The organism is Pseudomonas sp. P1_F7, assembly GCF_056405655.1.
In genome coordinates, this window is the sequence record NZ_JBFUBR010000012.1 from 44,513 (window position 1) to 68,480 (window position 23,968).

21 protein-coding genes are annotated in these 23,968 nt (G+C 62.3%); 8 read left to right on the forward strand and 13 right to left on the reverse strand.

Translation table 11 applies throughout. The features are described 5' to 3' along the window. Positions 1-87: 87 nt before the first annotated feature. From AC1D1M_RS18200 to AC1D1M_RS18215, 4 genes are all read right to left on the reverse strand, one after another. A complete protein-coding gene (locus AC1D1M_RS18200; RefSeq protein ID WP_477776705.1) occupies positions 88-1,074 on the reverse strand; it encodes a lysylphosphatidylglycerol synthase domain-containing protein in 987 nt (328 codons plus the stop codon). Beyond that, positions 1,061-2,353: a cardiolipin synthase ClsB gene (gene clsB, locus AC1D1M_RS18205; protein WP_477776706.1), complete on the reverse strand. Its 1,293-nt coding sequence runs from the start codon at positions 2,351-2,353 to the stop codon at positions 1,061-1,063. The genes AC1D1M_RS18200 and clsB overlap by 14 nt, the downstream gene beginning before the upstream one ends. Next, entirely contained in the window at positions 2,350-3,114 is a 765-nt protein-coding gene (locus AC1D1M_RS18210; RefSeq protein ID WP_477776875.1) for an endonuclease/exonuclease/phosphatase family protein, read from the reverse strand. The genes clsB and AC1D1M_RS18210 overlap by 4 nt, the downstream gene beginning before the upstream one ends. Before the next feature lie 186 nt (positions 3,115-3,300). Then, on the reverse strand, positions 3,301-4,512 hold the full coding sequence (locus AC1D1M_RS18215; RefSeq protein ID WP_477776707.1) for an MFS transporter: 1,212 nt from the start codon (positions 4,510-4,512) through the stop codon (positions 3,301-3,303). A gap of 205 nt (positions 4,513-4,717) precedes the next feature. On the opposite strand from AC1D1M_RS18215, the gene AC1D1M_RS18220 reads away from it, so the two are divergent. Beyond that, positions 4,718-6,841, forward strand: coding sequence for a mechanosensitive ion channel family protein (locus tag AC1D1M_RS18220; protein ID WP_477776708.1), 2,124 nt, complete (start codon positions 4,718-4,720; stop codon positions 6,839-6,841). Positions 6,842-6,986: 145 nt separating this feature from the next. Here AC1D1M_RS18220 and AC1D1M_RS18225 read toward each other — a convergent pair whose 3' ends face one another. Next, complete coding sequence (locus AC1D1M_RS18225) at positions 6,987-11,303, reverse strand: DNA glycosylase AlkZ-like family protein (protein WP_477776709.1); 4,317 nt, start codon at positions 11,301-11,303, stop codon at positions 6,987-6,989. Positions 11,304-11,612: 309 nt separating this feature from the next. Here AC1D1M_RS18225 and AC1D1M_RS18230 point away from each other — a divergent pair, with 309 nt between their 5' ends. Both AC1D1M_RS18230 and AC1D1M_RS18235 read left to right on the forward strand, forming a co-directional pair. Continuing rightward, the gene (locus AC1D1M_RS18230; RefSeq protein WP_223461694.1) at positions 11,613-12,497 is read left to right on the forward strand and encodes a sugar nucleotide-binding protein; all 885 of its coding nucleotides are present in this window, start codon (positions 11,613-11,615) and stop codon (positions 12,495-12,497) included. Next, positions 12,490-13,419, forward strand: coding sequence for an NAD-dependent epimerase/dehydratase family protein (locus AC1D1M_RS18235; protein ID WP_477776710.1), 930 nt, complete (start codon positions 12,490-12,492; stop codon positions 13,417-13,419). Before AC1D1M_RS18230 ends, AC1D1M_RS18235 begins: the two co-directional genes overlap by 8 nt. A 187-nt stretch (positions 13,420-13,606) precedes the next feature. On the opposite strand, the gene AC1D1M_RS18240 is transcribed toward AC1D1M_RS18235, so the two are convergent. The 5 genes from AC1D1M_RS18240 to AC1D1M_RS18260 form a co-directional block, all read right to left on the reverse strand. Further along, positions 13,607-14,305 (reverse strand): OmpW/AlkL family protein, encoded by a 699-nt coding sequence (locus tag AC1D1M_RS18240; RefSeq protein WP_477776711.1) that lies wholly within the window; start codon positions 14,303-14,305, stop codon positions 13,607-13,609. A gap of 264 nt (positions 14,306-14,569) precedes the next feature. Further along, positions 14,570-15,088 (reverse strand): DUF3299 domain-containing protein, encoded by a 519-nt coding sequence (locus tag AC1D1M_RS18245; RefSeq protein WP_477776712.1) that lies wholly within the window; start codon positions 15,086-15,088, stop codon positions 14,570-14,572. Positions 15,089-15,099: 11 nt separating this feature from the next. Next, positions 15,100-16,365 (reverse strand): ABC transporter permease, encoded by a 1,266-nt coding sequence (locus AC1D1M_RS18250; protein WP_477776713.1) that lies wholly within the window; start codon positions 16,363-16,365, stop codon positions 15,100-15,102. Between the two features lies 1 nt (position 16,366). After that, positions 16,367-17,077, reverse strand: coding sequence for an ABC transporter ATP-binding protein (locus AC1D1M_RS18255; RefSeq protein ID WP_477776714.1), 711 nt, complete (start codon positions 17,075-17,077; stop codon positions 16,367-16,369). Between the two features lie 130 nt (positions 17,078-17,207). Beyond that, on the reverse strand, positions 17,208-17,798 hold the full coding sequence (locus AC1D1M_RS18260; RefSeq protein WP_477776715.1) for a DUF2796 domain-containing protein: 591 nt from the start codon (positions 17,796-17,798) through the stop codon (positions 17,208-17,210). A 135-nt stretch (positions 17,799-17,933) separates the two neighbouring features. Between AC1D1M_RS18260 and AC1D1M_RS18265 the strand changes: the two genes are divergently transcribed. Then, positions 17,934-18,275, forward strand: a complete 342-nt coding sequence (locus AC1D1M_RS18265; protein WP_477776716.1) for a hypothetical protein — start codon at positions 17,934-17,936, stop codon at positions 18,273-18,275. Between the two features lie 36 nt (positions 18,276-18,311). Here the strand turns inward: AC1D1M_RS18265 and trxA are convergent, their stop codons facing one another. From trxA to AC1D1M_RS18280, 3 genes are read right to left on the reverse strand one after another with little or no spacing between them, the layout of a single operon-like run. Continuing rightward, positions 18,312-19,184, reverse strand: coding sequence for a thioredoxin (trxA, locus tag AC1D1M_RS18270; RefSeq protein ID WP_477776717.1), 873 nt, complete (start codon positions 19,182-19,184; stop codon positions 18,312-18,314). 39 nt (positions 19,185-19,223) lie between these two features. Then, positions 19,224-19,880 carry a class I SAM-dependent methyltransferase gene (locus tag AC1D1M_RS18275; protein WP_477776718.1) on the reverse strand — a complete coding sequence of 219 codons (657 nt, stop codon included), beginning with the start codon at positions 19,878-19,880 and terminating at the stop codon, positions 19,224-19,226. Beyond that, on the reverse strand, positions 19,877-20,341 hold the full coding sequence (locus AC1D1M_RS18280; RefSeq protein ID WP_477776719.1) for a YbaY family lipoprotein: 465 nt from the start codon (positions 20,339-20,341) through the stop codon (positions 19,877-19,879). Before AC1D1M_RS18280 ends, AC1D1M_RS18275 begins: the two co-directional genes overlap by 4 nt. Before the next feature lie 127 nt (positions 20,342-20,468). Between AC1D1M_RS18280 and nrdR the strand changes: the two genes are divergently transcribed. The 4 genes from nrdR to ribBA are packed head-to-tail and all read left to right on the forward strand — an operon-like array spanning position 20,469 to position 23,899. After that, positions 20,469-20,933 (forward strand): transcriptional regulator NrdR, encoded by a 465-nt coding sequence (nrdR, locus tag AC1D1M_RS18285; RefSeq protein ID WP_003228656.1) that lies wholly within the window; start codon positions 20,469-20,471, stop codon positions 20,931-20,933. After that, entirely contained in the window at positions 20,930-22,063 is a 1,134-nt protein-coding gene (gene ribD, locus AC1D1M_RS18290; RefSeq protein WP_477776720.1) for a bifunctional diaminohydroxyphosphoribosylaminopyrimidine deaminase/5-amino-6-(5-phosphoribosylamino)uracil reductase RibD, read from the forward strand. Before nrdR ends, ribD begins: the two co-directional genes overlap by 4 nt. Before the next feature lie 47 nt (positions 22,064-22,110). Next, on the forward strand, positions 22,111-22,776 hold the full coding sequence (locus AC1D1M_RS18295; protein WP_046815884.1) for a riboflavin synthase: 666 nt from the start codon (positions 22,111-22,113) through the stop codon (positions 22,774-22,776). Between the two features lie 31 nt (positions 22,777-22,807). Then, positions 22,808-23,899: a bifunctional 3,4-dihydroxy-2-butanone-4-phosphate synthase/GTP cyclohydrolase II gene (gene ribBA, locus AC1D1M_RS18300; RefSeq protein ID WP_007984459.1), complete on the forward strand. Its 1,092-nt coding sequence runs from the start codon at positions 22,808-22,810 to the stop codon at positions 23,897-23,899. Positions 23,900-23,968 lie beyond the last annotated feature (69 nt).

Here is a 23,968-nt window from a genome sequence, read left to right on the forward strand (position 1 = left end):
TGTCCGAGTCGTACACAAAATATATGTATACCGCTAAACCTGTGGGAGCGAGCTTGCTCGCGATGGCGGTCTTGGAAGCACCACAAATTATTTGGGTTTTTTCTCGATTCGCAACGCCTTGGCCTTGGCCTCCACCAGCAAATACATCACCAGGGCAATCAACAGCGGCAGGATGAAATAAATCGCCCGATAGGCCAGCAGTCCCGCCACCAGGCTGCCCCGCGAAACCTCGTGTTGCAGCAGCGCCACGAACACCGCCTCGAGCACGCCGAGCCCTGCGGGGATGTGTGTGATGACCCCGGCGATGGCGCTGATCAACAGCACGCCCAGTACCAGTGGATAATCCAGTTTGCTCGGTAGCAAGGTGAAAATCACCGCCGCCATCAGCGACCAGTTCAGTGCACCGAGGGCCAGTTGCAGCACCGCCATGCGCAGCGATGGCAAGTCAATCTCCATGCCGCGAATCGCCCACTCCCGACGTTTGCCAAACCGGCACGCCGCCAGGTACCCGGCGCTCAGCAGCAATAACAAAACCCCCACGCCTTGCAGCGCACTACTGCTGAGTTTCCAGCCCGGAGGCATGTGCACCAGCCCGCTGCTGAACACGGCGCCGGCAATTATCATGTAGCCGAACCAGTTGGTCGCCAGGCTCAGGCCAAGGATTTTCGCGATGTTGCTCTTGCTGACCCCGAGCCGCGAATACAATCGGTAGCGCATGGCGATGCCGCCGACCCAGGCGCTCAGATTCAGATTGAAGGCGTAGCTGATGATCCCCACGGGCAGGATCTGCTTCCACGTCAGGTTCTGGCGGATGTAGGTGCGGCCAATCAGGTCGAAGCAGGCGTACACCAGAAAACTCACCAGGGTCAGCCCCGAGGCAATGATCAGCGTGCGTACTTTGAAATCGGCCAGGTTATCGAACACTTCGTTCCATTCGATGCGCTGGGCGAGCGTCGCGAACAGCACGATCAGCATCAGGAAAAACAGCATCGTCAGCGGTCGTTTCCAGCGACGCCAGTGGGACTTGCCGGAGCTTTTGCCGTGAGAGGCCGCGTGGGTCTCAGCGCGGTTCATGGTCAGCGCTCCAGGTTGGCGGGTGGAAGGGTTTCAGGCGAGGTTTATGCGCCGGCAACCAACCGGCCCACGCCGGAAAATGCCGCAGGAAGTGAAACACCAGAAAACCGATGGTCATGTGCCAGACACGACCTCGTGGCGCGATGTCGGCAGACATGGCCTTGCAATGGTTATCGCTGAGGTCTTCCAGGCGATCGAACAGATGACGATTGAAGGCTTGGTCGCGGATCAGCAAGTTGGCTTCGAGATTCATCGACAGGCTCAACGGGTCGAGGTTGCTGGAACCGACGGTGCTCCAGTCTTCGTCCACCAGCGCGACTTTGCCGTGCAGCGGTCGGTCGCAGTATTCGTAGATTTTCACCCCTGACTTGAGCAGGTAGTCATAGGTCATGCGTGCGGCGAGCCTGGCCACCCGCATGTCTGGTTGACCCTGCAGGATCAGCCGCACATCCACGCCTCGGCGGGCCGCGTTGCGGATCTCGCGCAGCAAGCGGAAACCGGGAAAGAAGTAGGCGTTGGCGATCACCACTCGGCGCTGTGCCTGGCGCAACACCTGGCGGTAAACCTCTTCGATGTCGGTCGGGTGTTCTCCGTTGTCGCGGTACACCAGCCGCACCTGGCCATCGTGATCACTGAAGGCCAGTTCCGAACGCCGCTGCCGACGGCGTTGCCACCAGTATTTGGCGTGCACCGGGCGACCGCATTGCAGCAGGGCAAAGTGATGGATATCGGCAACGGCCGGACCCTGAACTTCTACGGAATAGTCCTGCTTGGCCTCGGGGCCGAAGTCGGCCAGGTGATCGGCGGAAAAATTGATCCCGCCGACGAACGCGACGCTGCCATCCACCACCACGATTTTGCGGTGCAGGCGCCGGAACCAGTTGGTGCGGAGGCCCAGGCGTTTCGGTGCCGGGTCGAATATTTGCAGGTGCACGCCGGCGGCAGTCAGGGCGGTGAGGAAGCCGGTACTCAGTTCGCCGCAGCCAAAGCCGTCGATGCTGACGGTAGTGCGTACGCCACGCTGAGCGGCTTCGATCAGGATCTGTTGCAGCTCATTGCCGACCTTGTCCTCGAACAGAATGAAGGTTTCCAGCAGGATTTCACTTTGCGCCCGGCGCAGGGCTTCAAACACCCGGGGAAAATACGCCTCGCCATTTTCCAGCAACTCGACCCGATTGCTGCCTTGCCAGCCGTATTCGACATCGACCGCTGTCGGCTCGCGGGTGGGCGGAGCGGGGATGTGATCCAGCGTGGTTTTTTCCATAGACTGGCTGCTCATAGCTCGATCTCCACCGACAGCGGAACGTGGTCGGAAAGGTGCGACCAGGGTCGGGTGGTCAGCACGCGCGGATGGCTGGCCTTGAGGTTGCGCACGTAGATGCGGTCCAGGCGCAATGCCGGCAAGCGCGCGGGGAAACTGCGCGCCGGTTTGCCATGCTGCGCGGCGAAGACTTCATGCAGACCGATGGGCTTGAGCAACGCATCGGCGCGCTGGCGCCAGTCGTTGAAGTCCCCGGCGACAATCACCGGGGCGTCGTCGGGCAGGGCCTCCAGGCGTTGGGCGAGCAACTTCAGTTGCGCTGTGCGGTGGGTTTCGCGCAGCCCCAGGTGCACGCAAATCGCATGCACTTCCTGGCCATCGCCGGGCAAGCGCAACACGCAATGCAGAATTCCGCGGTTCTCGTGGCCGCTGATGGACACATCGAGGTTGTCGTGGCGGATGATCTGGAACTTCGACAACAGTGCATTACCGTGATCGCCCGTCGGATACACCGCATTGCGGCCATAGGCGAACTGCGGCCACAGGCTGTCGGCGAGGAATTCGTATTGCGGCATCGCCGGCCAATTGGTGTAGCGCTTGGGGTGCTGTTCGTGGGTGCCGTGGACTTCCTGCAAAAACACCACATCGGCAGACACACTGCGCACCGCTTCACGCAGTTCCGGCAGGATGAAACGCCGGTTGAGCGCGGTGAAACCTTTATGGGTGTTGACCGTCAGCACCGTGAAACGACAAGTGACGGACGAACCCTGTACCCGCATGTCGGTTGCGTTTGAGTGTGCGGGAATATCGGTGTGATTCGCTGTCATGTCGCCTCCCGCCTGACGGCTCCTGTCTTTGGATGACTCTGGGGCGGCGACGAAAGTTTCGATGGGGCGGCGGACGGTAGATTTTCTACAGTGCACCACTGAACAACTGTGGGAGCAAGCTTGCTCCCACAGGGTTTATCAGTGGCCAGTGATAACGCGGGCAGGGCCATCAGCCGGTTCGGCATAGACCGGGCCGAGGCGATCAAGACGTCCACTCCACGCGGTCAATGCCAGTGCCAGCAACACCACCAGACCACCGATCCACGCGGTGTGAATCAAGCCCATGTGGGCGACGATCAGGCCACCGCCCCAGGCGCCACCGGCAATGCCGAGGTTGAACGCCGCGATGTTCAGGCCGGATGCTACGTCCACCGCCTGCGGGGTGTGATGCTCAGCCTGACGCACCACATACACCTGCAACCCCGGCACGTTGCCGAATGCCACGGCGCCCCAGACCAGCACGGTGGCCAGCGCGAGCCAAGGATTGCCGGCAGTGAAGGTCAGCACGAACAACACGGCGGCGAGCAGGGCGAAGATGATTTTCAGGGCGCTGATCGGGCCGCGCTTGTCCGCCAGTTTGCCGCCCCAGATGTTGCCGACGGCCACGGAGATGCCGTAGACCAGCAACACCAGGCTGACGGTGCTGGCACTGAAACCGGAGAGGTCCTGAAGAATCGGCGCGAGGAAGGTAAAGGCAATGAACGAGCCGCCGTAGCCGACGGCCGTCATGGCATACACCAGCAACAGGCGCGGCTGCTTGAGCACCTGCAATTGTTGCAACAACGATGCGGGTTTGCTGTGGGCGATAGTGTTCGGCACGTAGATCAGGCTGCCAACGAAGGCGATGACACCCAGTGCCGAAACGGCGAGGAAGGTTTCACGCCAGCCGAAATGCTGACCGATGAATGTCCCCAGCGGCACGCCGGTGACCAGCGCCACGGTCAGGCCGGTGAACATGATGGCAATCGCGCTGGCGGCTTTTTCCTTCGGCACTAGACTGGTGGCGATGGTCGAACCGATCGAGAAAAACACCCCATGGGCCAGGCCGGTGACGATCCGGGCGAGGATCAACGACTCGTAGCTCGGTGCTTGCCACGCCAGCAGGTTGCCGAGGGTGAACAGCACCATCAGCGACAACAACAGTAATTTACGCGGAACCTTGCCGGTGAGGGCGGTCAGCACCGGCGCGCCGACGGCAACGCCAAGGGCATACAGGCTGACCAGCAGGCCGGCGGATGGCAGGCTGACACCGAGGTCAGCGCCAATGGTGGGTAACAGGCCAACGATGACGAACTCGGTCGTCCCGATGGCAAAAGCGCTGAGGGTCAGCGCGAGCAGGGCAATGGGCATGGCTGCAACTCCGGTGCAATGATGTGATGGAGCGCAGTGTCGGGATTTGGCTCGTTCAGAAAAATACAGGGATGGACATTTGATATTTGCCTTGGGCGCAAAGATCGCGAGCGCGGGTGTTAGTCTGTGGCGAGGGAGCTATATCCGAACTTGCCCGGCATTTCTCGATCAGTTCCATACAGACACAGCCAAAGGAGCGGGTGCTTTGATCAGGCTCAAGACCGCGATACTGCTGGGAGCGTTGCTGTTTCTGGGCAGCGAGCAACTGGAAGCCGCCGCGATACCGGTGCTGCCGGCCACCGCGACCGCCGCGACGCCGCTGGCACACCCCGAACCGCTGGTGCAAGGCGGGTTACTGGGGGCCATCAGTTCAAGCATCGACGAGGTCCAGACCAAACTCGATCTCAACGAAAACCTCGTCGACGCCTGGCGCCTGCGTGCCGACCGCGCGGCCGATGAAATGGATCAGTTGGTCAATCAGCCTTCGGCCCGTTCGCCGTGGAGTGTCGCCGGCGATTTTCTGCTACTGACCTGCGTGTGGGCAGCCGTGTTTGCCTGTCTTTGGCTGTTCGGGCGATTGTTGGCCAAACGCCTGTGCAAGCATCGCCTGCTGCTCAGCCGCGAGCGTGGCCAGGCCCTGCTCGGTTACGTATTGCCCTATACCCTTCCCGCGGTGGTCAGCCTGCCCCTGACGATTTATGCCAGCCAGTTTTTGCCGGTATCGGCCGGTCGGGCGCTGGCGCTGTGTTTGGCTTATGCCGCAAGCGCGGGGATATTTTCCGCGTCATTGGTGATGTCGCTGATGGTGGTGTTCAATGCCGGCCACAAGCGCCGGGCGGTGCAGATCATCCGTGAGAAGAGCCCGCGACCGCTGTTCGGTATCGGCTTTCTGGTGGCCTTGAGCGATGCCCTGACCAGCCCGCAGATCGCCCATCAACTGGGCAACAATCTCACCAGCAGCATCGCCGTGTTCACCGGCTTGGCAGCGTCGATATCCTTCGGCTTGCTGGTGATCCGCATGCGTCGTCCGGTAGCTCATGTGATCCGCATCCTGCCGCTGGCCCAGCGCCTCGGTCAGCCGGCGTTGCGTGAAACACTGCGGATATTTTCCGGGCTCTGGTATTGGCCGATCCTGTTGATGGTACTGGTTTCGATCATCAACCTGATCGGCGCCGGGGCGGACAACCAGAGAGTGCTGCGTAGCGCCTTGTTCACCACGGTATTGCTGATTGCCACGGTGTTTCTCAGCACCACGCTGCACCATCTGTTCAAGGCGCGCAGCGAAGCGGACCTGCGCCGCAGCGGCGCCTACAAGGAGCGTTTTCTCAACTTGTCCCATGCCTTGCTGCGCATCGGCATGGCCGTCGTGTTCATCGATATCCTTGGGCGGATCTGGGGCGTGTCGCTGTTCGAGTTTGCGGTGAGCAATGCCGTGGGCCGGGCGATCAGTGATTCCCTGAGCCACATCGGTCTGATCCTGCTGGTGACCTGGATGGTCTGGGTGGTGCTCGACACTGCGATTCAGGAAGCCCTGAAACCACCCACCAACAAGCGCTCGGCGCGTCAGCCGAGTACGCGGGTGAAAACCATCCTTCCGCTGCTGCGCAACGCGATCAAAATCATCCTGGTGGTGATTTGCGCGATCACCACCATGGCCAACCTGGGGATCAACGTCGCACCGTTCCTGGCCGGTGCCGGGGTGATCGGCCTGGCGATCGGTTTCGGTTCCCAGCAGCTGGTGCAGGACGTGATCACCGGGCTGTTCATCATCATCGAAGACACCCTGTCCATCGGCGACTGGGTGGTGCTTGATTCCGGGCATGCCGGCACGGTCGAAGGTCTGACCATCCGCACCTTGCGCTTGCGCGACGGCAAGGGTTTCGTGCACTCGGTGCCGTTCGGGCAGATCAAGGCCGTGACCAACCAATCGCGGCAATTCGCCTATGCGTTTTTCTCGGTGCAATTCACCTATGACACTGATGTCGACAAGGCCATCGAACTGATCCGCGAGGCCGGGCATTCCATCAGCAACGACCCATTCCTGCGCTACAACCTGCAAGGACCGCTGGACGTGTTTGGCGTCGACAAGATGGACCTCAACGGTGTGGTGCTGACCGCGCAATTCCGCACGGTATCCGGTGGTCAATACGCGGTGAGCCGCGCCTTCAACCAGCGTTTGAAAAAGCTTGTGGATAACTGCCCATGGGTGAACTTTGCGCAGACTTATCCACAGCAGGCGCTGGTGCCGAGGCATCCGGTCGAAGCGCCGCTGGAGATCGAGCCAGAGCATGCTGCTGTGCTGATGCCGGATCGGCCGCGTTCTCAGTAAGTCTGAGAGATTTTTGGTGGCTGTAATGGCCCCATCGCGAGCAAGCTCGCTCCCACAGGGTTTTGTGCTGGCACATCAATCTGTGCCCTTGCCCAGATCAACTGTGGGAGCGAGCTTGCTCGCGATGAGGGCAGACCAGACACCGTCAATGCCGGATCAATTTGCCGCGCACCTCGGCACTGAGTTGCTGATCCAGCTCCCCCCAAAACTGTTGATTGCCGGCAATCTCGGCAGCAACCGGCAAACCATCGCGATACACCAGCCGATTGCTCGCCAGTGCCGGGACTTTTGCACCGGGCAATAGCGTGCCGGCGAGGTTCAGCGGATCGACTCCGCACACCGCGACCAGGCTGCCGTCATGGGGCCGACGCCGAACTTCGCGCAACAACGGAATCGCCTCGGGCAGGGCGAATTGCTCGCCCGCCAGGCCACTGACAAACCGCCCGCCGCGAATCTCGCCCCGGGCCTCCAGGCGATGGAACGTGCGCAGCAGTTCGCGCCAGCTCGGCAGCCAGTCCGCCTCACGTTCCAGCAAACGCCAGAACACCACGCCGTAGCGGCGCAGCAAGGTCATGGCGATGTGTTCAAGGGTTTCGGCAGGCGTCAGCGCGGGACGCTGGTTTTCCAGCACGGGCTCGGCAGGTGCGCGTCGCAACAGGGCCCAGCGTCCGGCGTCGTCCATGCCACCGAAGAATGCCCCACGTCCACGCCGACTGTTGCGCGGCTGGCGCTTGCTGGCCGGGGTGATCAGTGCGCGCAATCCGGCGAAGCTGTCGGCGTTCACCAGCCCCGCGCCCACCAGTTCCTGCAGGGCGATTTCCAGCTCCGAACGCAGCAGGTGGGCCTCATGGATCAGCTCATCGAAAAACAGCGCGCCATGCTGGCTGAGGGCGGCGTGGACCTTTTGCGTTTTCGGCGACAGTTCGCTGACCGGCGTCTGTTCGGTCAAGCCGCTCCAGAGGCTGACCCGGTTGCGCGGCAGCAACACAATCGGCGTGCTGCGCAGCGCGGTGCTGGCGCTTTTGTTGTGCGCAGTCAGGCGCGTCCACACCAGTCTGCCACTGCGGCACAGTTCATCGAGCCAGGTCGCCGAGTAGTCCTTGATCCGTGCAGGCAGGATGTCGCTGTCCCAGGCTGAAGCGGCGGCGGGGTAGCCTTCGAATTGCGCAATAACGGTCGGCAAAACCGCCGCGCCCTGGCCCTGGCTTGCGCTCGACACATGCTGCCAGTCGAACAAAAATCGCATGAAATCCTGCAACGCCACCGGTTCGATTTCCCGACGCAGGCGCTTGACCGTATAGCGGTGAATCCGCGCCAGCAAATGTCGCTCGCACCATTCTTCCCGGGTGGTGCCCGGGGTGAAGCGACCACGCAGCACGTAGCCTTCGCGTTCCAGTTGCGCCAGGGCTTGATTAACTTGCGTAGCGGGCAAGCCGAGTGGTTTGGCAATGCGATCGAGCGCTAGCGGCCCGAAGGCGCTGAGCCGTGCGCGGATCAGTTCGAGGATGGCATCGTCGGGTTCCCAGGCCTCGTCGAAGTCCGGCAGCGCTTGCAGCAGTGGCGTCAATTCGGCCTGTGGATAAATCGCCCGCAGGCAGGTCAGGCGCTCCAGCGCCAGCCACAACGATTGCCCGGCGTTGATCTGCAAACGGCTCGCGCGCCCGCTGTCGGCCAGGGTTGTGAGCCAGTCGAGCCACTGCGGATTGGCGCCGGCTTCGGCATCGGTGATGCACGCCAGGCTCATCAAGGCCTCGTGCATTTCATCGACAGCGGAGGGTGCCGGCCAAGCTTCGTCGCTCACGGCGGCAATCGCCTCGGCGTCCAGCGCCCCGAGATCGTCGGTGGATTGCGGATCGCTCCAGCGCCGATTGAGCACCGCTTGGGTGCGGCGCTCCTCCAGCGGCGCGTCGTCGAGAAAGGTGTAAGGCCGAGCGCTGAGAATCTCCGCTGCCAGCGGCGAAGGCGCCGGCAAGTCGCGGCTGATCAGGTGAATGTCACCGCGTTCCATGCGCCGCAACAAGGCCAGCCAGCCTTCAGTGTCCATGGCTTCGTGCAGGCAATCGTCGAGGGTTTGTTCCACCAGCGGATGGTCGGGAATCTCCCGTTCGCCGGCGAGGTTTTCCACGCAGGCGATCTGATCGGGAAACACACTGGCGATCAGGTCTTCGCTTTTCATCCGCTGGATCTGCGGCGGGACTTTGCGTCCGCCGCTGTAGCGCGGCAGCGCCAGGGCCACGCCGGCATTCCAGCGCCAACGCACGCCGAACAGCGGTGCGTCGAGCACGGCCTGGATCAGGATGTGCTCGGCGCTGTTACTGTGCAGGTAGCGCCAGACATCGTCCAGTTCAAAACTGTGGCTGGTGGACAGCGACAGCACGATGGCGTCTTCGCTGGCGGCGGCCTGCAATTCGAAGTTGAAGGTGCGGCAGAAACGCTTGCGCAGGGCCAGGCCCCAGGCACGGTTGATGCGGCTGCCGAACGGCGTGTGAATGACCAGTTGCGTGCCGCCGGACTCGTCGAAAAAGCGCTCCATCAGCAGTGTGTCTTGCGATGGCAGGGCCCCCAGCGTTTGCCGCGCACGGGCCAGGTAATCCACCAGTTGTTCGGCGCTGGCGACGTTCAAACCCAGGGTACCGGTCAGCCAGTCGAGCGCTGGCTGCACATTGCCTGGCGCAGCCCCCAGCAGGTCGTCGAGTTGTGCCTGCAAGCGTGCCACCGCCGAGGACAATTCGGCGCTGCGCCCCGGTGCTTCACCGAGCCAGAACGGAATGGTCGGCGGCTGGCCCTGGGCGTCCTCGACCCGGACTTTGCCGGTTTCGACCCGCAGGATTCGATAGGACGTATTGCCCAGCTGGAAGACATCCCCGGCGATGCTTTCCACCGCGAAGTCTTCGTTGACGCTGCCAATGTTCAGCCCTTGAGGCTCCAGCAGCACGCTGTAGTCGGCGTTGTCCGGAATGGTCCCGCCACTGGTCACCGCCGTCAGTTTCGCGCCCCGGCGACCGCGCAGGGTCCGGCTCACGGCGTCGCGGTGCAGGTAGGCACTACGGATGCCCTGACGCCCGTTGTAGCCCTCGGCGAGCATGTGCAGCAGCGCTTGATAGTGTTTGTCGTCGAGTGCGGCGTAGGGCGAGGCGCGGCGCAGCATCTCCAGCAGCGCTTGCTCCGACCATTCCTGGCAACTGACCTCGGCGATGATCTGTTGCGCCAGCACGTCCAGCGGCGCTTGCGGGATCAGCAAGGTATCGAGTTCGCCCCGGCGCACGCAGTCGAGCAGCGCGGCGCATTCGATCAGGTCGTCGCGGGTGGTGGCGAACAAACGGCCCTTGGGCGTGCTGCCCACCTGGTGCCCGGAGCGGCCGACCCGTTGCAGAAACCCGGTAATCGAACGTGGCGAGGCGATCTGGCACACCAGGTCGACGTCGCCGATATCGATCCCCAGTTCCAGCGACGCCGTGGCGATCAGCACTTGCAGGTCGCCGCGCTTGAGCCGCTGCTCGGCGTCCAGGCGAAACTCCTTGGCCAGGCTGCCGTGGTGGGCCGCGACGGCGTCCTTGCCCAGGCGTTCGCTCAGGTGACGGCTCAGGCGTTCGGCCAGGCGCCGGGTGTTGACGAAAATCAGCGTGGTCCGGTGTTCCCGGGCGAGGGCGGCGAGACGGTCATAGACCAATTCCCAGACATCATTGGCCATCACTGCCGATAGCGGCACGGGCGGCACTTCGATGTCCAGGTCGCGGGGGCGGGCGTGGCCGATGTCGACGATCTCGCACGGGCGATCGCGGCCGACCAGAAAACGCGAGACGGCTTCGACGGGTTTCTGCGTGGCTGACAGACCGATGCGCAGCAGCGGCTCGGGGCAGAGTGCTTGCAGGCGTTCGAGGCTCAGGGCCAGGTGGCTGCCGCGTTTGCTGGCGGCCATGGCGTGGATCTCGTCGACGATCACCGTCTGTGCGGTGCCGAGCATCTGCCGGCCAGAGTCGGAACCGAGCAGCACATACAGGGATTCCGGCGTGGTCACCAGAATGTGCGGCGCTGTTTTGCGCATTGCCGATCGGTCTTTTTGCGGTGTGTCACCGGTGCGCACGGCGGTGCTGATCTGCAATTGCGGCAGGCCCATCTCGCGCAATTGCTTGGTAATGCCGGCCAGCGGGGTTTGCAGGTTGATCTGGATGTCGTTGGACAGCGCCTTGAGGGGCGAGACGTAGACCACCAGGGTGGCGTCGGGCAAGCCTTCGGGGCTTTCCAGGCCGCGGTGCACCAGGTCGTCGATGACGGCGAGAAACGCGGTGAGGGTCTTGCCGGAGCCGGTGGGCGCGGCGACCAAAGTCGAGCGGCGCTGGCGGATCAACGGCCACGCCCGGGCCTGGGCGGCGGTGACCGCTGCGAACGTGTGACTGAACCAGGCGCTGACGGCAGGGTGGAAGCCGCTCAGGGCACTGTCTGCGGGGATGGGCAGGTTCATGCAGCAATTTATGCGGGTGAGGGGCGCAAGATGCAAGTACCACTCAAGATCTTCACCGCCTTCCAGTGCCTCATCGCGAGCAAGCTCGCTCCCACAGGGGATCTTCGGTTCACATAAATCCAATGTGGGAGCGAGCTTGCTCGCGATGAGGCCAGTCCAGGCACCGCAAAAGTCGGACATCTACACTTTACGGGTGACGGTTGCGCACTAAACCCGCAAAATGCAACGATTCCGGCAATTACCAACGACATCGCCTGGGGGCGTTGTCGATAAAGCCATCGTTCCAATCAGACTGGGCCTGCTGACTCTATGCGAATGCGCCTTATGTTACTGGGCGGCGGAAATGCCCTTGGGCAGGCGCTGATTCGCCTCGGTGCGGAGGAAGACATCGGTTTCCTCGCACCCCGCCCGCCCGAAGACGGCTGGGATGCCGCGAGCCTGACACAACTGCTCGACGACACCCGTCCCGATGCATTGATCAACCTTGCCTACTACTTCGACTGGTTTCAGGCAGAGGCGGTGAGCGAACAGCGTCTGGCCGGCCAGGAGCGTGCGATCGAGCGTCTGGCGGAACTGTGCCAGCACCACAACATCGTTCTGCTGCAACCTTCGAGCTATCGAGTGTTCGACGGCTCCCGTGCCACGGCTTACAGCGAAAAAGACGAACCCGTTCCACTGGGCTTGCGCGGTCAGGCGTTGTGGCGGATCGAACAAAGCGTTCGCGCCACCTGCCCGCAACACGTGTTGTTGCGTTTCGGCTGGCTGCTGGACGACAGTCCGGATGGCACCCTTGGCCGCTTCCTCGCCCGTGCCGAACAACCCGAAGAACTGCTGATGGCCGACGACCGGCGCGGCAATCCGACGCCGGTCGACGATGCCGCCCGCGTGATCATTTCAGTGCTCAAGCAACTCGATTGTGCCGCGCCGCTGTGGGGCACCTACCACTACGCCGGGCATGAGGCGACCACGCCGCTGGCGCTGGGGCAGGCGATTCTGACCGAAGCCCGCAGCCTGCATCCGCTGGCCATCGAAGCCCCGACCGCCCAGGCCCACGCCGCGCGTCCGGATGCTGCCGAAGAGCCGCAACACGCGGTATTGGCCTGCAAAAAAATTCTGCACACCTTCGGGATCAAACCACGCGCCTGGCGTGCGGCGCTTCCCGGTCTACTGGACAGGTTCTATCGCCATGGCTGACGGCCCCGTTTTGATCACCGGTGGTGCCGGTTTCATTGGTTCACACCTGACTGACGCCCTGCTTGCCAAGGGCCACGCGGTGCGGATTCTCGATGACCTGTCCACCGGCAAGCGCAGCAATCTGCCGCTGGACAATCCCAGGGTCGAACTGATCTTAGGCGACGTGGCCGATGCGGCTTTGGTTGCCCAGGCGATGGCCGGATGCAGCGCCGTGGCGCACCTGGCGGCCGTGGCTTCGGTGCAGGCCTCGGTGGACGATCCGGTGCGCACGCACCAGAGCAACTTCATCGGCACGCTTAACGTCTGCGAAGCCATGCGCCAGGCCGGGGTCAAACGCGTGCTGTTTGCCTCCAGCGCAGCGGTGTATGGCAACAATGGCGAAGGTGAGTCGATCGACGAAGACACGCCCAAGGCGCCGTTGACGCCTTACGCGGTGGACAAACTGGCCAGCGAGCATTACTTCGACTTCTACCGCCGCCAGCATGCGCTGGAGCCGGTGATTTTTCGCTTCTTCAACATCTTCGGCCCGCGCCAGGATCCGTCCTCGCCGTACTCCGGGGTGATCAGCATTTTCAGCGAGCGCGCGCTAAAGGGCTTGCCGATCACCGTGTTCGGCGATGGCGAGCAGACCCGGGATTTTGTCTACGTCGAAGACCTGGTCGACTTGCTGGTGCAGGCCATCGAGAAGCCCCAGGTCGAAGTCGGTGCGGTCAACGTTGGCTGGAACCAGGCGACGACCCTCAAGCAAATGCTCGAAGCGCTGGAAGCCGTGGTCGGCAAGCTGCCACCGGTGAGCTACGGCCCGGCGCGCTCCGGTGACATTCGTCACTCCCGGGCGAACAACCGGCGTCTGTTGGAACGCTTCAGTACCACAGAGCAGACACCGATGCGTGTGGGGCTGGCGCGCTTGCTGGGGCGATAGATCGCTTCCATGCGGACATGAAAAAGGCGCCTTTTTACAGGCGCCTTTTTCACGGCCGGAATTTACCTTACAGCTTGTGCAATTCCTGTGGCGAGGGAGCTTGCTCCCGTTCGACTGCGTAGCAGTCGCCGTCAGATTTTGAATCTACTCACCACCAAGCCTCATTCACCACCACGTGAACGTTCGTTTAGAACTTGTAGCCAAGACCCACCATGTACACAAACGGATCGACGTCGACGTTGACCTTGGCACGGGTGCCCGGTGCAATGGCGTTGTTTTCCACGGTGGCGCGGGTGTCGATGTCGATGTAGCGCACCTGGGCGTTGAGCATGACATGTTCGGTCAGCATGTAGTCGGCACCGACCTGCCAGGCCAGACCCCAGGAGTTCTTCGCGTTGAAGTTGCTGAAGCCGGCGGACTTGGCTTCGCTGCTGAGGCTTTCGTCGTAGATCCAGGTGTAGTTGATGCCACCGCCGACGTACGGCTGGAAGGCCGACTTCGAGTCCAGCGGGTAGTACACCACGCTCAGGGTTGGCGGCAGGTGTTTCAGGGAGCCGAGTTTGCCGTTGGCGGCAGGCAGGGCGGTACCTTTGAGTTTCACGTCATGCTCGAACGGAGTGGCGGCGAGCAGTTCGATCCCCCAATTGTTGGTGAGCATGTAGGCGAAGTTCAGGCCCAGCTGCGTGTCGCTGTCCATGGTCGCCTTGCCGCCCAGGTTGGTACCGGCCAGCGGACCCTGATCGACCTTCACGCTGGAGCTGTCGGCTTTCGGGTTAACGGTAATGGCGCCCGCACGAAGGATGATGTCACCGGCCTCATGGGCGTGGGCGAGCGGGGCTGCGAGCGCGAGGGCAACCAGCGAAGCGCTGAGCATGGACTTGTTCATGGGGGGCTCCAAAGGACGTTAAAAATGTTCGATGTCCAATGGTAAGGTGCCTAACGAATCGGTCTTTTGATGCAGCTCAATGAAAGTGGGGTGGGAGTGATTTTTGTGGTGTCGCTGATGGCCTCATCGTCGGATCGCCGCCCGGAGCAAGCTCGCTCCCACAAGGAATTGTGGAGTGCTGAAGATTTGTGTTTCAGCACCTTACCCTGTGGGAGCGAGCTTGCTCGCGATGGCGGACTGACAGTCGATACAAAACCACCGGACTCACTCCGGCAGTTCATACAGGTAAATCTTGTCCGCCTCCATCTGATACCCGGCATCCGCCAGCTCGCTGGTGGACGCCTTGACCTGCAACGCGCCTTCGATCCAGTAAGGCTGATACAACTCGTCGAGCTTCACGCCGACTTCGCTTTTGACGTGCACGATCTGGTTCGACGGCGGTGGCGGCACATGGATGCAGGCGCCGAAATACGGCACCAGCAGAAAATCTGTGGTACGTCCTTCCTCGCTCACTTCCAGCGGCACGATGTAGCCTGGCAAGCGAATGTTCTGGCCATCGAGGGCCTTGACCACCGGTGCGTTGGGCAGGTCTTGCTTGGCGGCGGGTGCCGACTCGGCCGACAGTGCATTGCTCATCTGCGAGAGATCATGCAGCGGCGTCATGTTCGGCACTTCTTTCGGCGCATCCGGCGGGATCATCTCCGACCAGGTCAGGTCTTTTGGCTGTGCCGCCCACAGGGGCAGGGCGACCAGCATCAACAGCGCAAGTACAGCGCGGGGCATGTTCAACGTCCTCATAAACGGATCGACAGGCCATCGGCCAGGGATTGGCGATAGGCGCGCCAGGCCGGCACGCTGCCCATCAGCAGCGCGGCGATCAGGATGCCACCGAGCAGCGTCCATTCATATTCGCTCGGCCAGGACAGTGGCAGGAACAGGCCGTAGTTGGCTTGCACATAACCCTGGGCCGCGGCGATACACACGTACAGCAACGCCACACCGGCGATCACGCCCGACAGCGCCAGGGCAAAGGCTTCGAGCACCAACAGCGTCGCGATGTGCCACGGTCGCGCACCCACCGAGCGCAGGATCGCCATTTCCCGGCGTCTTTCATTGAGGCTGGTGAGAATGGCCGTGAGCATGCCGATCAACCCGGTCAGCACCACAAACAGCGAGACCACGAACAAGGCTTTTTCTGCGGTGCCCATCAGGCTCCACAGCTCTTGCAACGCCACGCCCGGCAGGATCGCCAGCATCGGCTCACCGCGGAATTCGTTGATTTCCCGTTGCAGGGCAAAGGTCGAAATCTTGTTGTTGAGGCCGAGCATGAACGCGGTGATCGCTTGCGGCGTGAGGTCCATGTTGCGCGCCTGATCGGCCGTGATGCGACCCTCACCCCGGGCCGGCACGCCGTTGTGCCAGTCGATGTGAATCGCTTCCATGCCACCAAGGCTGATGTGCAGCGTGCGGTCCACCGGTGTGCCGGTGCGTTTGAGAATGCCGACCACGGTGAACGGCTTGTCGTCGTGTTTGACCAGGCTGATCGCCGCCACGCCGTGGGCCAGCACCAGTTTGTCGCCGAGTTTGTAGTGCAGCGCATCGGCCACTTCGGCGCCGAGAACCACTTCGAACGGGTCGGTGGCGAAGGCCCGGCCATCGGCCAGTTCCAGGCGTTGCTGGCGTCCATACTGGTAATGCTCGAAGTAGGCTTCGGTGGTGCCCATCACCCGGTAGCCGCGATGGGAGTCGCCGAGGGACATCGGGATTGCCCACTTCACTTTCGGGTTGCTGGCGAAGTGTTCGAAGCTGTCCCAACGAATGTTGTTGGTGGCATTGCCGATGCGGAACACCGAATACAGCAACAGGTTCACCGAGCCGGAGCGGGCGCCGACGATCAGGTCGGTGCCGCTGATGGTGCTGGCGAAACTGGCCTTGGCTTCGGTGCGCACGCGCTCCACCGCCAGCAACAGGCACACCGACAAGGCAATGGCGAACGCTGTGAGGATCGCGGTGAAGCGGCGGTTAGCCAGGCTGGCCATGGCTAGACGAAACAGATACATCTCAGACCTCGGACGGGGTGGCGGCGCGATTGAGTTCGGCCAGCGACAGGTTGTGGTCGAACAGCGGTGCCAGGCTCTGGTCGTGGCTGACGAACAACAGGCTCGAGCCGGCTTCGCGGCATTCGGCGAACAACAGGCGAATGAAGTTCTCGCGGGCGTCGTAGTCGAGGGCCGAGGTTGGCTCGTCGGCGATTACCAGTTCCGGTTGACCGATCAAGGCGCGGGCGGCGGCGACCCGTTGCTGCTGGCCGATGGACAACGAATCGGCGCGGCGACCGAGGATGTTTGCATCCTTCAGACCCAAGTGGGCGAGCAGCGTCGCTGCCGCTTTGTCGACGCTGCCGTGGCGTTGTTTCGCCCGTTCGGCGCGCAGTTTCGAGAAGTGGCAGGGCAGTTCGACGTTTTCACGCACCGACAGAAACGGCAGCAGGTTGAACTGCTGGAAAATGTAGCCGGTGTGATCGACACGGAAGTGGTCGCGGGCGCCGGCCGAGAGTTGCGTCAGCTCCTGGCCGAGCAGGCGGATGCTGCCGTGATCAGGTTTTTGCACGCCGCCGAGCAAGCCGAGCAGGGTGGTCTTGCCACTGCCGCTGGGGCCTTTGAGGAACAGGGTTTCCCCGCGCTCCAGGCGAAACGCCGGGATGTCCAGCAGTGGCGGGTGACCGGGCCAGCTGAAGCCCAGGTCGGACAGTTCGATGAGTGCTTGGGTCATTTAGCCGATTTCATGGGTGTTGATTGACCTGTGTAGGAGCTGCCGCAGGCTGCGATCTTTTGATCGTTGAAGGTCAAAAGATCGCAGCCTCGTTTCACTCCGCAGCTCCTACAGGGGGGCTTCAGTGAATTCAGAATTTCAGCGCAGCAGCTTTGGCCGTCACTTCAACCCCTTGCTGCCCGCTCGGGCCGATCAGTTGTACCTGAATTTTTTGGGTGGCCGGGAAGCTGGTGAAAATATTCGTCAGGTCCAGGGTCTTCAACGCATCTGGCGTGGCGCAGGTGAACTGATAATGAGCGTGGATTTCGCTGTGATCATGGTGATGTTCGTGACCGTCTTCGTCCTTGGCGTCTTCATCATGGTCATCGTCGACATCGGGCTCGTCACCGAACAACGGGCTTTCCAGTTCCTGGTTTTCCACCACGCAACCGGCGGCTTTCGGCAAGTTGAACAGGGCCAGTGGTTTTTCCAGCTGAGCACGTGTGGCGGCGACTTTGGCTTTGTCGGCATCGCTGGTGGCGACATGCTCGAAACCCACCAGGTTCATGGCCGGACTTTCCAGTTCCAGCGACAGGGTCTGCCCGTCCAGCGCAGCGTTCAGACGTCCCACGCCATGTTCGTGGGCACCCAGGCTGCCATGCTCATGATCGTGCTCGTCGGCGGCATGGGCGACAGCCAACGGCAACATGGCAAACGGCAGAGCGAGAAGCAGACGACGCATGGCGAGTCTCCGAAAAGTAAAATGAAGAAAATGTTATGTAATCTTATAACGTAAGTGCGGAGAGTTTGACTGCCTGCTTGGCGTTGCACAAGTCCCATGGGAGCATGCGGGGAAGAAAAGTGCGGGAGCAGACCTATGTTGCGAATTCGCGGAAGCATCGGCGACTGGCCGGTGGATTTGACCCTGGAGATGGACGACGTGGACTGGGCGCGATTCGGGGCACATTTGCAGGTGGAAAAATCCGAGGTCAACGCGCCAGCGGCGAAACCGCTGAATCAGGATGATGCGCTGTGGCAGATCGCCAGGGATTTGCTGCGCAAGGCCGGGCAGCTCAGCGGACCGGATCTGCTCGATCAACTGGAAGGATTGACCGGCAGCGCGGCGGCGGGCAAGCGCCTGTTGGTGCGCCTGCGCCACAGTCCGGACGTGAAGGTGGTGAGCGGCGGGGATACGCCGCTCTACAGCTGGATCGAGTAGACCGTAAAAAGATCGCAGCCTGCGATCTTTTGATTTTTAATAGAGAGCCGCAAACAACTTGCGGCGGTACGTGCTGACCAGCGGGTGGTCATTACCCAGCAACTCGAACACCTGCAGCAAGGTCTTGTGCGGCAAGCCTTCGCTGTAGCTGCGGTTGCGGATGAATAACTTCAGCAAAGCATCCAGCGCGGCATCGTACTGCTGACGGGCCAGTTGCTGGATCGCCAGTTGATAGACCGCCTCATCGTCCAGCGGGTCTTTCGCCAAGCGGGCTTTCAGGTCGGCGGCATCCGGCAAGTCCTTGGCCAAACCGAGAAACTTGATCTGTGCCTTGGCGCCGGCCAGCGCGGCCTTGTGCTCGTCGCTCTTGACCGCATCGAGCACGGCTTGCGCTTCGCCCAGTTCACCGCGCTCGGTCAGGCAGCGGGCGTACAGGATCAGCGCCTTGGCGTTGGTGTTGTCTTCACCCAGCAGCACTTTGAGCAGGGCTTCGGCGTCGGCAAAACGACTTTCGTCGAACAACGCCTGGGCCTGTTCGAACGGATCGGCGGCGGCTGGCGGCGGCATCTGCACATGGGGTTCGAGCAGGGCGCGGACAGCGGATTCCGGCTGGGCACCGGCAAAGCCGTCGACAGGCTGGCCGTCCTTGAACAGCACCACGGTCGGCAGGCTGCGGATGCCGAAGCGGGCGACGATGTCTTGCTCGATGTCACAGTTGACCTTGGCCAACAGCAACTCACCCTGATAGCTCTCGGCAATGGTCTGCAACATCGGCATCAGCACTTTGCAGGGCGCGCACCATTCGGCCCAGAAATCCACCAGCACCGGTTTGTGGAAAGAGTTCTCGATCACCGACTGGTCGAAATCGGCAGTCGTGGCGTCGAAGATGTACGGCGTTTCCTGACTCATGGGGGATCTCGTAAAAGCGTGAATGGGGCAACTATACGGTCAGGCGCGGGCAGCGTGGTAGAGGCTCACATGCCGAAACTCGTGGGGCTCGGCCAGGTCCGGCAGGGTCATGGCTTCGAGCATTTCGATGCGCCGGTACAACGGATGGCGAAAATCCCGCACTCGGGAATCCGCCACCAGCGCCTCTCGGCCGCGGCTGAGGAACTGGTCGAGCAGTGGCAGGTTGGCCCGGTCGTACAGCACATCCGCCACCAGGATCAGATCGAAGCGATCAGCCTCGGCGAAAAAATCCGTCGAGTAGTTGAGCTCTACGTCATTGAGCTCGGCATTGGCCCGACAGGCGGCAATCGCCAGCGGGTCGAGGTCGCAGGCCAGCACTTCCAGCGCGCCGGCCTTGGCAGCGGCAATACCCGCCACCCCGGAACCGGCACCGAAATCCAGCACCCGCTTGCCTTCGACCCAATGCGGGTTTTCGGCCAGATAGCGGGCCACGGCCAGGCCGCTGGCCCAGCAGAAACTCCAGTACGGTGGCTCGTGCAGGATGCGCCGGGTTTCTTCCGGGCTGAAGGCGCGGTCCATGTTGTCGCCGTCGATCAGCCACAGTTTTAAATCGGTTGCCGGCAACGGGCAGGCCACCAATTGTGCATCGCCGAGCAATTCAGCCAAGGCCCGTTGCAGGTCGAGCGGTGCACTCATGGGGCTTTGACGAATTGCAGTTGGCCAAGGGCCTGGGTGGTCGGCTGGGTAATCAGCTGCGACGGCAGGTGCAGGATCAACTGGCCGGACTGACTGGCGCGGCCGCGCAGTTCCACGCGGGCACCGGCCGGGAAGGCTTCCGGATTGAATCGCAGGTGAAACGGCAGCACCTGGTTGTTGCCGATCAGGCTGGAGCTGGCGAGCAATTGTTGCGGACGGTCTTTATCGTCGATCACCAGCAGCGCCAGCTCGACTTCGGCGCCGGCCGGCACACCCTGCAACGTGCCGCTCAATTCGCGCTGATACGCGGGCAGCGGGCCAAGTTCGGCGGCCTCCCGGGCTTTCTTCTGCGCTTGCTGCGGCGCCGGGCCTGGCGTTGGCGGCTGGGGCTTGGGTGCGTCGCTGCCGCAAGCCACCAGCAGGCTGAAAACACTGAGCAAAATGAGCGGACGTAACGACATTGGTGACTCCATAAACCTGAATTCCATGGATCAAGTGATCATCCCGTCTGTATACCGCAAACCCTATGGCTTGTCTTGCCACCGGGATGCGCTACCATGGCCCTCCCTTTTTTTGTTGCCTGCCACCATGCACTGTCCCTTCTGCGGTGCCAACGACACCAAGGTCATCGACTCGCGTCTGGTCGCCGAGGGCGAACAGGTGCGCCGCCGGCGTGAATGCCTGGCCTGCGGCGAGCGTTTCACGACGTTCGAGACGGCTGAGCTGGTGTTGCCGCGCCTGATCAAAACCGACGGCAGTCGCCAGCCGTTCGACGAAGAAAAACTCCGCGCCGGCATGCAGCGTGCGCTGGAAAAGCGCCCGGTGAGCGTCGAGCGCCTCGAATCGTCGCTGGTGCACATCAAACACAAACTGCGCGCCACCGGCGAACGCGAGGTCAAATCCCTCGTGGTCGGCGAACTGGTGATGGCCGAGCTGCAGAAGCTCGACGAGGTCGCCTACATCCGCTTCGCTTCGGTATATCGCCGCTTCCAGGACCTCAACGAGTTCCGCGAAGAGATCGATCGCCTGGCCCGTGAACCGGTGAAAGAATGACCACGCCCGCAGAACTTGCCATCCTCGACGCCCATTTCATGGCCCGTGCCCTGGAACTGGCGCGCAAGGGGCATTACACGACGCACCCCAATCCGCGGGTCGGTTGCGTGATCGTGCAGGGCGGGCAGATTGTCGGCGAAGGCTGGCACGAGCGCGCCGGTGAACCCCATGCCGAAGTCCATGCCTTGCGTGCTGCCGGTGAGTTGGCCCGTGGTGCCACTGCCTATGTGACGCTTGAACCTTGCAGCCACCACGGCCGCACGCCGCCCTGTGCCGATGCGCTGGTGAATGCCGGTGTGGCGCGGGTGGTCGCGGCGATGCAGGACCCGAACCCGGAAGTCGCCGGTCGCGGTCTGCAACGCCTGGCCCAGGCCGGTATCGTCACCGAAAGCGGCGTGCTGGAAGGCGAGGCGCGCCAGCTCAATCAAGGTTTCCTGAAACGCATGGAACACGGCTTGCCGTTCGTGCGGGTCAAATTGGCGATGAGCCTCGACGGTCGCACGGCGATGGAAAGTGGCGAAAGCCAGTGGATCACCGGTCCGGCCGCACGTTCGGCGGTGCAACGCCTTCGTGCCCAGGCCAGCGTGGTACTGACCGGCGCCGACACGGTACTGGCGGACAACGCGCGGTTGACCGTACGCGCCGATGAGCTGGGTCTGGACGCCGAACAAACGGCACTGGCCATGAGCCGTCTGCCGCTGCGGGTGCTGGTCGACGGTCGCCTGCGGGTGCCGCTGGATGCACCGTTCTTCAAGGCCGGCCCGGCGCTGGTCGCCACCTGCGTGGCGGTGGAGGAACAGTACGCCAACGGCCCGGAATGCCTGATCGTGCCGGGCTATGACGGCCAGGTCGATCTGCGTCAGTTGCTGGTAGAGCTCGCCGCCCGTGGGGCCAACGAAGTGTTGGTCGAGGCCGGTCCGCGTCTGGCAGGCGCGTTTGCCCAGCTCGGGCTGGTGGACGAGTTCCAGATTTTCATCGCCGGCAAGTTTTTGGGCTCCTCGGCGCGGCCGCTGCTGGACTGGCCGCTCGCGCAAATGAAGGATGCGCCGGAGCTCAAAATCACCGAAATTCGTGCCGTTGGCGATGACTGGCGAGTCATCGCCATTCCTTTGCCAGCAGCAAGCGTATAATTTCCGGCCATCGCGCAAGCTTTGGCTTTGTTCTCGAGGAGAACCTCATGTTTACCGGCATCATCGAATCCATCGGCAGTATTCGTGCATTGACCCCAAAGGGCGGTGATGTGCGGGTACACGTCGAAACCGGCAAGCTCGACCTGAGCGACGTCAAACTGGGCGACAGCATCGCGGTCAACGGCGTGTGCCTGACCGCCGTTGAGTTGCCGGGCAATGGCTTCGCTGCCGACGTCAGTCGCGAAACCCTCGACTGCACGGCCATGAACGACCTGAAAAGCGGCAGCCCGGTCAATCTGGAAAAAGCCCTGACCCCGACCACTCGCCTCGGCGGGCATCTGGTCAGCGGTCACGTCGACGGCGTGGGCGAAGTGGTTGCCCGTACCGAGAACGCGCGCGCCGTGGAATTCCGCATCCGCGCGCCGAAGGACCTGGCCAAGTACATCGCTCATAAAGGCTCGATCACCGTCGACGGCACCAGCCTGACTGTGAACGCAGTCGATGGCGCCGAGTTCCTGCTGACTATCATTCCCCACACCCTGAGCGAAACCATCATGGCGTCGTACCAGCCAGGCCGCCGGGTGAACCTGGAGGTGGACTTGCTGGCCCGTTACCTGGAGCGCTTGCTTTTGGGCGACAAGGCCGCAGAGCCGACTGCCGGCAGCACTATTACCGAAAGCTTTCTGGCCCAAAACGGCTACCTCAAATCCTGAAGCTCAAATTTCGAAAGAAGGGGGGTGCCTTGTGGCGCTCAATAGCATCGAAGAACTGGTTGAAGACATCCGCCAAGGCAAGATGGTCATCCTCATGGATGACGAAGATCGCGAGAACGAAGGCGACCTGATCATGGCCGCCGAGTGCTGCAAGCCCGAGCACATCAATTTCATGGCCAAGCACGCCCGTGGCCTGATCTGCATGCCGATGAGCCGCGAGCGTTGCGAACTGCTCAAGCTGCCGTTGATGGCGCCGCGCAATGGTTCCGGTTTCGGCACCAAGTTCACCGTATCGATCGAAGCGGCCACCGGCGTGACCACCGGCATCTCCGCCGCCGACCGCGCGCGCACCGTGCAAGCGGCTGCCGCCCGTGATGCCAAGGCCGAAGACATCGTCAGCCCGGGCCACATCTTCCCGCTGATGGCCCAGGCCGGCGGCACCCTGGCCCGCGCCGGCCACACCGAAGCGGCGTGCGACCTGGCGCGCATGGCCGGTTTCGAGCCGAGCGGCGTGATCTGTGAAGTGATGAACGACGACGGCACCATGTCCCGTCGCGCCGAACTGGAAGCGTTTGCCGCCGAACACGACATCAAGATCGGCACCATCGCCGACCTGATTCACTACCGGATGATCCACGAACGTACCGTTCAGCGGATTGCCGAGCAGCCACTGGACAGCGAACTGGGCCAATTCAACCTGGTGACCTATCGTGATTCGGTGGAAGGCGATGTGCATATGGCGCTGACCCTGGGCAACGTGTGTGCCGAAGAACCGACCCTGGTTCGCGTGCACAACATGGACCCGCTGCGTGACCTGCTGATGGTCAAGCAGCCGGGCCGCTGGAGCCTGCGGGCCGCCATGGCCACGGTTGCCGAGGCCGGCAGCGGCGTGGTGCTGTTGCTCGGTCACCCGCTCGATGGCGACGTGTTGCTGGCGCATATCCGCGAAACCGCCGATCACGCCGCGGTGAAAAAACCGACCACCTACAGCACTGTCGGTGCCGGTTCGCAGATCCTGCGCGACCTTGGCGTACGCAAAATGCGCCTGATGTCGGCGCCAATGAAATTTAATGCGATATCCGGTTTCGATCTGGAAGTTGTAGAATACGTGCCCTCCGAATAATGACCGGTTGTTTCCGGCCTTGAATTCGCGGTTCAAATATCACCGAGGGACGCGTACGAGACGCGTCCC